Origin of the sequence: Fructobacillus sp. EFB-N1, from assembly GCF_001038455.1 — a bacterium.
GTDB classification, from domain to species: Bacteria; Bacillota; Bacilli; order Lactobacillales; family Lactobacillaceae; genus Fructobacillus; species Fructobacillus cardui.
Genome location: NZ_LDUY01000017.1, coordinates 26,931 through 35,333 on the forward strand (window position 1 = coordinate 26,931; position 8,403 = coordinate 35,333).

Annotated in this window: 6 protein-coding genes; all 6 read left to right on the top strand. The window is 32.4% G+C overall.

The annotated features are described in order from the left end of the window. Positions 1 to 56 precede the first annotated feature (56 nt). The 6 genes from FEFB_RS04955 (at position 57) to FEFB_RS04975 (ending at position 7,014) form a co-directional block, all read left to right on the top strand. On the top strand, positions 57 to 998 hold the full coding sequence (locus FEFB_RS04955; protein ID WP_047975132.1) for a glycosyltransferase family 2 protein: 942 nt from the start codon (positions 57 to 59) through the stop codon (positions 996 to 998). A 183-nt stretch (positions 999 to 1,181) separates the two neighbouring features. Then, the gene (locus FEFB_RS09015; RefSeq protein ID WP_235271964.1) at positions 1,182 to 1,988 is read left to right on the top strand and encodes a hypothetical protein; all 807 of its coding nucleotides are present in this window, start codon (positions 1,182 to 1,184) and stop codon (positions 1,986 to 1,988) included. After that, complete coding sequence (locus FEFB_RS09020; RefSeq protein ID WP_235271965.1) at positions 1,939 to 3,063, top strand: DUF6020 family protein; 1,125 nt, start codon at positions 1,939 to 1,941, stop codon at positions 3,061 to 3,063. The genes FEFB_RS09015 and FEFB_RS09020 overlap by 50 nt, the downstream gene beginning before the upstream one ends. A 220-nt stretch (positions 3,064 to 3,283) precedes the next feature. Further along, complete coding sequence (locus FEFB_RS04965; protein ID WP_047975133.1) at positions 3,284 to 4,183, top strand: glycosyltransferase family 2 protein; 900 nt, start codon at positions 3,284 to 3,286, stop codon at positions 4,181 to 4,183. A gap of 16 nt (positions 4,184 to 4,199) precedes the next feature. Further along, positions 4,200 to 5,138: a glycosyltransferase family 2 protein gene (locus tag FEFB_RS04970; RefSeq protein ID WP_047975134.1), complete on the top strand. Its 939-nt coding sequence runs from the start codon at positions 4,200 to 4,202 to the stop codon at positions 5,136 to 5,138. After that, positions 5,131 to 7,014, top strand: a complete 1,884-nt coding sequence (locus FEFB_RS04975; protein WP_047975135.1) for a DUF6020 family protein — start codon at positions 5,131 to 5,133, stop codon at positions 7,012 to 7,014. The genes FEFB_RS04970 and FEFB_RS04975 overlap by 8 nt, the downstream gene beginning before the upstream one ends. Positions 7,015 to 8,403: the final 1,389 nt, after the last annotated feature.

Below are 8,403 nucleotides of genomic sequence, written 5' to 3' on the forward strand. Positions count from 1 at the left end.
TTAAGACACCCATCTCGGGGTGTCATACATATTGATTGGATTAGGAGAAGTGTTTGATGAGTATTAAAGACAAATCGGCAGTTTTATCCTTAATTGTACCAGTTCACAATGAAGAAGCGACTGTGAATATTTTTTATGATACACTGCAAAATATTAAAAAAGAATTGCCTGTTGCCATAAATTTTTATTTTATTGATGATGGTTCGGATGATAAAACTCTGTCAATTATAAAGTCGCTAAACAAAAAAGATGAGAGCGTTCATTACTTATCTTTTTCTCGAAATTTTGGTAAGGAAGCAGCTTTATATGCTGGGTTGCAGCATGCGGATGGTGATTACGTTGCTGTTATGGATGTTGACTTGCAAGATCCTCCCGAACTATTACCAGAAATGCTAAGTGAAGTAATGACTGGTCCATATGATGCCGTTGGAACTCGACGTGTGGATCGTCGCAAAACAAAAATTATTAGAACGTGGTTTTCGACCCGTTTTTATAAATGGATGAATCGTGTTTCTCAAATGCATCTAGTAGAAGGAGCACGGGATTATCGGGTAATGAAGAGGCAAATGGTTGATGCTATTCTTTCTTTACCCGAAAATCAACGCTTTTCCAAGGGGATTTTTACATGGGTTGGATTCAATACGAAGTATATACCTTTTGAGGACCGTGACCGTGTGGCTGGAAAATCATCGTGGACTTTTTGGAACTTGACTAAATATGGTATTGAAGGTATTGTTTCTTTTTCAACGTTACCCTTAACTATTGTTACGTTCTTGGGTTTATTTTCATTTGGCCTCGCTGTCGTAGCGGGTATTTTCATCGTCGCTAGGGCATTGATTGATAATACCTCGGTGGCAGGTTGGCCATCAATGGCCACAATTGTTCTATTTATCGGTGGAATCCAGATGCTTAGTTTGGGGGTAATTGGTCGATACATAGCAGCAATTTTTATGGAAACCAAGAATCGACCAATTTACATTACCAAAGAAGAAAAATGATGAATAAAGAAATTAAATTACTTTTCGCTTAGCAAGTGATTTTCGATATTCGGTAATGTTGATACTTCTAATTATTTTTAACTGGTAATAGCCCTTTTTGAAATGGTTGGATATTTTATTCGCAACAAATAATTAACAAATCTTTGAACAAGCCTAATCAATATGGACAAAATCAGTGAATTTATGGAAAAAATTAAAAAGTTAATTAATTATATTTTTTTGTTTGTCAGTTTTTTGGCAATTTCCGTTAGTTATCCTACAACTGTTTGGACTGGCAACTTGCTAATGAGGTTAACTAATCGGTTATCAGTAACTGTCTATCAAAGTTTTTTTGGTGTTTTAGTAGTTGTATTTGTAGTATTTTTTCAATGTAAGTATCATCGTTCAGTGATAAAGTGGTCTGACTGGCCTTATTGGTTTTTTGGAATGATAACTGCCTGTCTTTACGTAATTACGTTGTCCGTTAGCAATCTCAATGTAAATAATTTGACAGGGAAATTGAATGTATTCATAACGATAATTGCTCTCTTAGGTTTTTCTTATTTATTTACTAATTTTGCTGCTTTGTTAGGTCAATTAATAAGCCATTTAAAATTAAAAAAATGGTTGGTCAACTATTGGTTAGTTGTTTTTATTTTGATTGTTGTTTGGTTTCTTCAAGTTTTTCCCCTATTACCGGGATTAGTAACATGGGATGGATACAGACAATTTGTTGAATATTTTCACACATATATACCTTTACTAAATTTTACTTATTATCCAACTGGTCACCATCCCTGGTCAGCAACGTTAATTTTAGGTTTTCTATTCTCCATTGGTCGGGCAATTGGCGGTGTTAATGTTGGTTTATTCACTATTGTACTTGTTCAGATATTATTGGCTGCCCTAATTTTTGCTAAAGTAGTTTTTTTCGTAGGGAAAAATTGCAGCTATTTTAGCAATGATTTTTTATTCATCACCATTTGTTGCGTTTTGGGAAGTAACAATTGAAAAGACACCACTCTTTTTAACTTTCACGACTTGGTTTGTATTGACTTATGCTGAAATACTGTTAATAAACAGGCAAAAAAATGTTTCAAAATGGCTTTATATTGAGATAACATTTTCCGGAATTATGATGGCGATGTTCCGTAATGATGGTGTTTACGTTGTATTTTTGTCGTTAATTGTCTTGATTATCGTTGAGAGTTTCCAACGTAAAAAAGATGCTCGTCAACTTTTATTTGGTTTTCTAATTTTTCTTACTGCTTATTTAGGCTGGTATAAAGTTGCATTACCACTGATGAATGTACTTCCAGGCTCAACGGGAGAAGCCATTAGTGTACCGATGCGACAACTTTCAGCTGTTGTGATCCATGATCCGAAATCACTTAATAAGAATGATTTGGCAGTTATTGATAAAATTACACCTATTAAAGATATTCCTGTCAATTTCAATGTGAACAATGCAGATAATTTGAAATCACTTTATCCTGTTGATACTTTTTTGCGCAGCCCAGCAGAAATTAAGATGATTCAGTCTGGCAAGTTAAAAAAGACATCAACACTTGTAACTAAAAAAGAAACAAATGATTATTTAAAAGTATGGATTGAGCAAGCTTTTCAGCATTCGACAACTTATATAGCAACTTTTCTAGCTGGAAACAGTCAATTTTTGAATCCAATTATTGACGATAATCCTGGTTCGAGAGGGATTATGTATGGTAATGGATATATGAAGAGTGCCACTTTTTTGCAACCTGGTTGGTTCAATGAAGTTCATTACTGGATGAGTGATAGTATGCGAAGATATATTTCTTGGCCAAATATCATTTTTTCTTTACCAATTATCCGTTCAATTTTGCAACCTGCGCTTGCATTATGGACTATCTTATTTAGCACTTTCTATCTAATGTATCGTAAAAGTTTTGCAGTCTTAATTTGTATTCCTGTGGGATTGCTTTGCTTAATTTCACTTTTATCACCATTAAATGGTGGTGAAAAGTATATTCTCCCTGCCATGTATGTATTACCAGTGATTTTATCCATTGTTATAGCAACAACACAAAGGGGATTTCGAAAGTAAGTGATACTTTACTAAGGTAACACAACATTGGGTGCAAATTATAAAGTGGTCTGTATCAGAAATTAAATACAGAGTTAAGCCTGTTTGTATTTTGTTAAAATAATCAATGGGAAATTAGACTCAAGGTAAGTTTTAATTTTGATAAAATGAATTATAGTAATACAAAGCGATAAAGGGCTATGATATAATTCTGGATGGACTAAATTAATAAGGATAAATTATGACACAAAAAGTTTCAGCGGTCGTTGTTACCTACAATCGACTTGCTTTGTTAAAGGAAGTTATTCAAAGCTTACAAGAGCAAACTGTTCCAGTAAGTCACATTATTATTGTTGATAATGCGAGTGAAAACGAAACGAAAGAATATTTGGAATCACTTGGTAATCAGATTGATTATGTCCGTCTCGAGGAAAACCTTGGGGGAGCAGGAGGCTTTAATCGAGGCATCCGATACTTCATGGAAAACACAGATGACGATTTTGTGTGGGTAATGGATGATGACACAGTGACCCATTCAGATACATTACAGAATTTACTATCATTTGCTGAACAAGAACCTAATTTTGGTTTCTTGGCATCAGATGTTCGTTGGATTGATGGTCACCGAGCAAAAATGAATCAACCCGCTCCGATGAATCGATTAAAAGTTATTCCAGAGGATCAGACTGAGCCTATCCGCTTACAAAATGCAACGTTTGTTTCATTATTGGTACGTCGTGAGATTGTGGCTCAAATTGGTTTACCAATTACTGATTTCTTTATTTGGGGTGACGATATTGAATTCACTGAACGTGCCGGACGTGTGGCTCCTGGTTACTTTGTTCCATCTGCTAAGGTTACACATAAGATGGGAGCAAACGTTGGTTCTAGTCTCTTAAACGATGGGCCCGAACGAACACCGCGTTATTTCTATTCATATCGCAATAAAGGATACTATATTCGTAAGCGTGATTGGTATCGAAAAAATCGCGCTCGTCTTCGTACGTTTGCTGAATACTGGCAAATTAAGCTTTCGAAAACAGACCGAAAAGCTGAAAAGCTTGCAGTAATGAAAAAGGGAATGAAGGCAGGAAAGAGTTTTAATCCGACTATCGAATTTGCGAACATCGATGAGGTTTAGAGAGGGTACTAAAGATATGGATAAGCTAGCTATTTTAATTCCTGCATACAATGAGGAACAAACGATTGAGAAGGTTGTTGGTGATGTAAAAGCTGTTATCAATGATATTGAAGGATCAGTCGTTTATGTATATGACAACAACTCAAAAGATGAGACCGCAAACATCGCTAAAAAAGCTGGTGCAGTTGTTCGTCATGAGTATGCTCAAGGTAAGGGGGCTGTTATTCGGCGAATGTTTCGTGAAATTGATGCTGAGGCATATATTATGATTGATGCCGATGATACCTATCCTGTTGAAGCAATTCCTGAAATGTATCAAAAGGTTGTTGAAAGAAATGTTGATATGGTTGTAGGTGATCGGTTGTCATCAACCTATTTTGAAGAAAATAAACGTCCCTTTCATAATGTTGGGAACAGCTTAGTTAAGGGATTGATTAATTCCCTTTTTAAGACTAGTATCAGTGATATTTTGACGGGATATCGAGCTTTTTCTTATCGTTTTGTAAAAACTTTTCCAGTGTTATCTAAAGGATTTGAAATCGAAACAGAGATGTCAATACATGCTACGGAATATGGCATGCTCGTTGAAAATCAGGTAATCGAATATCGTGATAGACCTGAGGGATCTGAGTCTAAGTTAAATACTTACGGAGATGGTTGGCGAGTTATTAAAACTGTGATTAATCTTTACCGTGGATATCATCCTTTTGCTTTTTACTCTATCTTTTCGTTAATTTTTTTCCTTATATCAATGGTATTATTTGTTTGGCGAGTCTTAGTTCCCTATTCCGAGACACAAACAGTTGCTAATTTTCCATCGCTAATTGTTTCGATGATATTATTGGTCTTATCATTTATAACGTTCTTTTCTGGTTCTATTCTTGACTCTATTCAAACAAGTAATAGACGAAATTTCGAACTAAATTTGATTAATACAGAAAATAAAAATGACTAATATGAAGAGTAAAGTTATAAATTATATTTTTCTATTTTTCAGTTATTTAGCGTTGGGAGTAGGGTACTCTTTAAACGCGGGAAATAATTTTTTGGAAAATATTAATAATCGTTTTTTTGTAAGTCCTGAAAGTAGTTTGCTATCTGCTTTTATCCTATTTTGTTTATTTTTGTTTACCAAAAATAATAATGTATTTGTAAGAAAATTTTGGCCTTTTTGGTGTTTTGGTATTGCTGCTTCTGTTATATATGTTTTAACTCAATCTTTTTCGATAAATGGAAGTGCTAATTTTTCTGGAAAGCTTAATGTATTAATTACTACAATTGCTATAGTAGGTTTTGCATATGTATTTACTTCTTTGGGCGTGTATCTAAGTAATTTATTAGACAGCTTAAAAATTAAGCAATGGCATGTTAAATACTGGCATATTGTTTCAATATTATTAATTTTTTGGATAGTACAAATTTTTCCTCTATTCCCTGGTATGGTTTCATGGGATGGGTATCGACAATTTTTAGAATTTTTTCATACTCATATAGCATCTTTAAACTTTACTTATTATCCAACTAATCATCATCCATGGGCGGCAACCCTTGTTTTAGGTATGATTTTTTCATTTGGAAAATATTTAGGTGGAACGAATTTTGGTTTATTCTCAATAGTAATAGTTCAACTAGTTGCTTCTTCATTAATTTATGCAAAAATAATTCAATTTGTTGGAGAAAAATGGGGAAAGTTGCCAAGTATAGTGGCATTAGTATTTTACGCTTCTCCATTTGTGGCTTTTTGGCAGGTAAATATTGAAAAAACACCATTATTCTTGGCATTTACATCATGGTTTGTGTTCTGTTTTGTTAAAATTTTATTATCTGATGGAAAAGAAGAAGCTAGCAATTTATTAATTATTAATTTAATTATTTCTGCTATTCTTATGTCTATGTTCAGAAATGACGGTGCGTATGTCGTTATTCTGTCATTATTTGTATTATTTATTTTAAAAATCATACAAAATAAAACATTTAGTTATAAATATTTAGCTATTTTATGTACATTTTTGCTTGTTGATGTTGGATGGAATAAAGTCGCTTTACCAATGATGAATGTTGTTCCTGGTTCTACTGGGGAAACTATTACTATGCCGATGCGTCAGCTTTCTAAAGTAGTAATTAATGATCCTGATTCTTTGAGTGAAAAGGATTTAAAAATTGTTAATAGGATAACACCAGTCAAAGAATTATCATCACATTTTAACGTTAATAATGCCGATGATTTAAAGTCTTTATACCCTGTCGATTCTTTTTTGCGTAGTCCGTATGAAATCAAACAAATACAGGATGGTCAACTAAAGAAGGAAGCCACACCAAGAATTAAGAACGAGACAAACCAATACTTAAAAATTTGGTTTATACAGTTTTTCAAGCATCCTAAAGAATATATAAATGTATTCCTTACTGGCAATAGTCAGTTTTTGAATCCAATTTTAGACTCAGATTCTGGCTCTCGTGGAATTATGTATGGTAATGATTATATGAAAAATAATACTTTCTTACAGCCAGAATGGTATCATCAAGTTCATTATTGGTTTTCGGATAATAGTCGGAAAAATATTTCTTGGCCAAATGTTATCTTTAAGTTGCCAATTATCAGAACTATATTACAGCCAGGTTTTGTCCTGTGGTTAATTTTATTTAGCTTTTCATACTTTATTTATAAGAGAAGTTATTTAGTGGTTATCTGTATTCCAGTAGGCCTGTTAGCCTTTGTTGCATTGTTATCACCCGTGAATGGTTATGAACGCTATATGCTTCCTGCAATGCTTGTTGCTCCTTTATTATTGACTGTATTAGTTAATGTTTCTTTAAAAAAAATAGAGTAAATTTAGGTAGTTAGTAAATAGATATTAAGCAATGAGTGTATTAAGTGGCTCAAAATACACTAACATCATTTGAAAAATATTGTTGAATTTTTTATATTTTTGTTCTGGCACAGCCAAGATTGTTTTCTCAGCCGTAATTGACTTTTTATTTTGAGTATTTTTGTATTCGAAATCGATTTTGCTATATATCAAATCGTTGTTTTTAACCATGTTATTTGCATATTTGATTAACCGAGTTTGGTTTTTTCATTTATTTGTTGGTGTTGGACTTTCAAGTCTCACTTCGGCAAATTTTGTATTTTAATGTCGGCTGAATTGTTAGTGAAGCGCTTGGTTGATTCTAATCTTTGGCGCGCATCAACTATGTCAGAGTGTGTTTATTTGGACTAGTGTTTAAATCATCTTTGTGATTGTTTTAAATTATTTTGTAAGTAAACTTTAACTTTTCAAAGAAGTAGAAGAAATAATAAAGATAAGATTCATGAGTAGTTAATTCAAAGGGCCTAAAGTGTTTAGGCCCTTTTTAATTTGGTAGTTAAGAAATTACTTTTTGATCTGTGAAAATAATTATTAATTTTCATCAATATGTTCTTTGTCGTCAGGAGCCTAGTTAAATATATGTTCCAAAGTATTGATAATGTGTAGAAGTATTAAAGATAGTAATGGGTTTTCAAGAGGTTTTCAAGAGGTTTTCAAGAGGTTAATAATAAGAAAATATTATTTATAATAACAGTTGATGATTTTTAATTAACCAATTTTAAAATGAGGGGGTAATCAAGTTTGACGAGCAATGCAAGATTAAATAGTCTTAAACTAAATGTTTTTTGTGAGCGAATAATCTTAACTTGTTTTTTAATCCAATTTTACGTTGCTTAATTAGTGTAGCGCAGGTTTAAAAAAGAACAGTATGTTTAAAAGTATTGTAGTCTATCATTGATTATTGAAATGAAAAATAATGGTTCAGCGGTCATTTTTCTGCAATAAACAAACGAGATCGTTTAAAGTATCGACGGTGCTGAAGTTATTAGGGTGGTAAAATTAAATAGTTAAATTATTTTTTCTTGTCGTTTTGGTTCGTTCATTAGTACTGTCAAGAATTCTTCTGTCTTTTGTTTTAAATTTTTATTTTGTAAATTAATTATAAAATGGTATGTTGGCCGAAAGTGATATAAGAAAAAATCTAATTAACATGTCAGATATAAATATTGTTTCTAAACTATGCTTAATTTAAGAAAGAGCTTTTAAATTAGAATCGGATAGGTAATAAAATTTTTGACATGTATTACAAGTAGTAATAATTAGTTAGTATTGGATATTTATTATTTTTTTATATTATTGGCAGATTCTATAATTAATTCGAACGAGAAAATTTAAAATAAAAACCCCTAC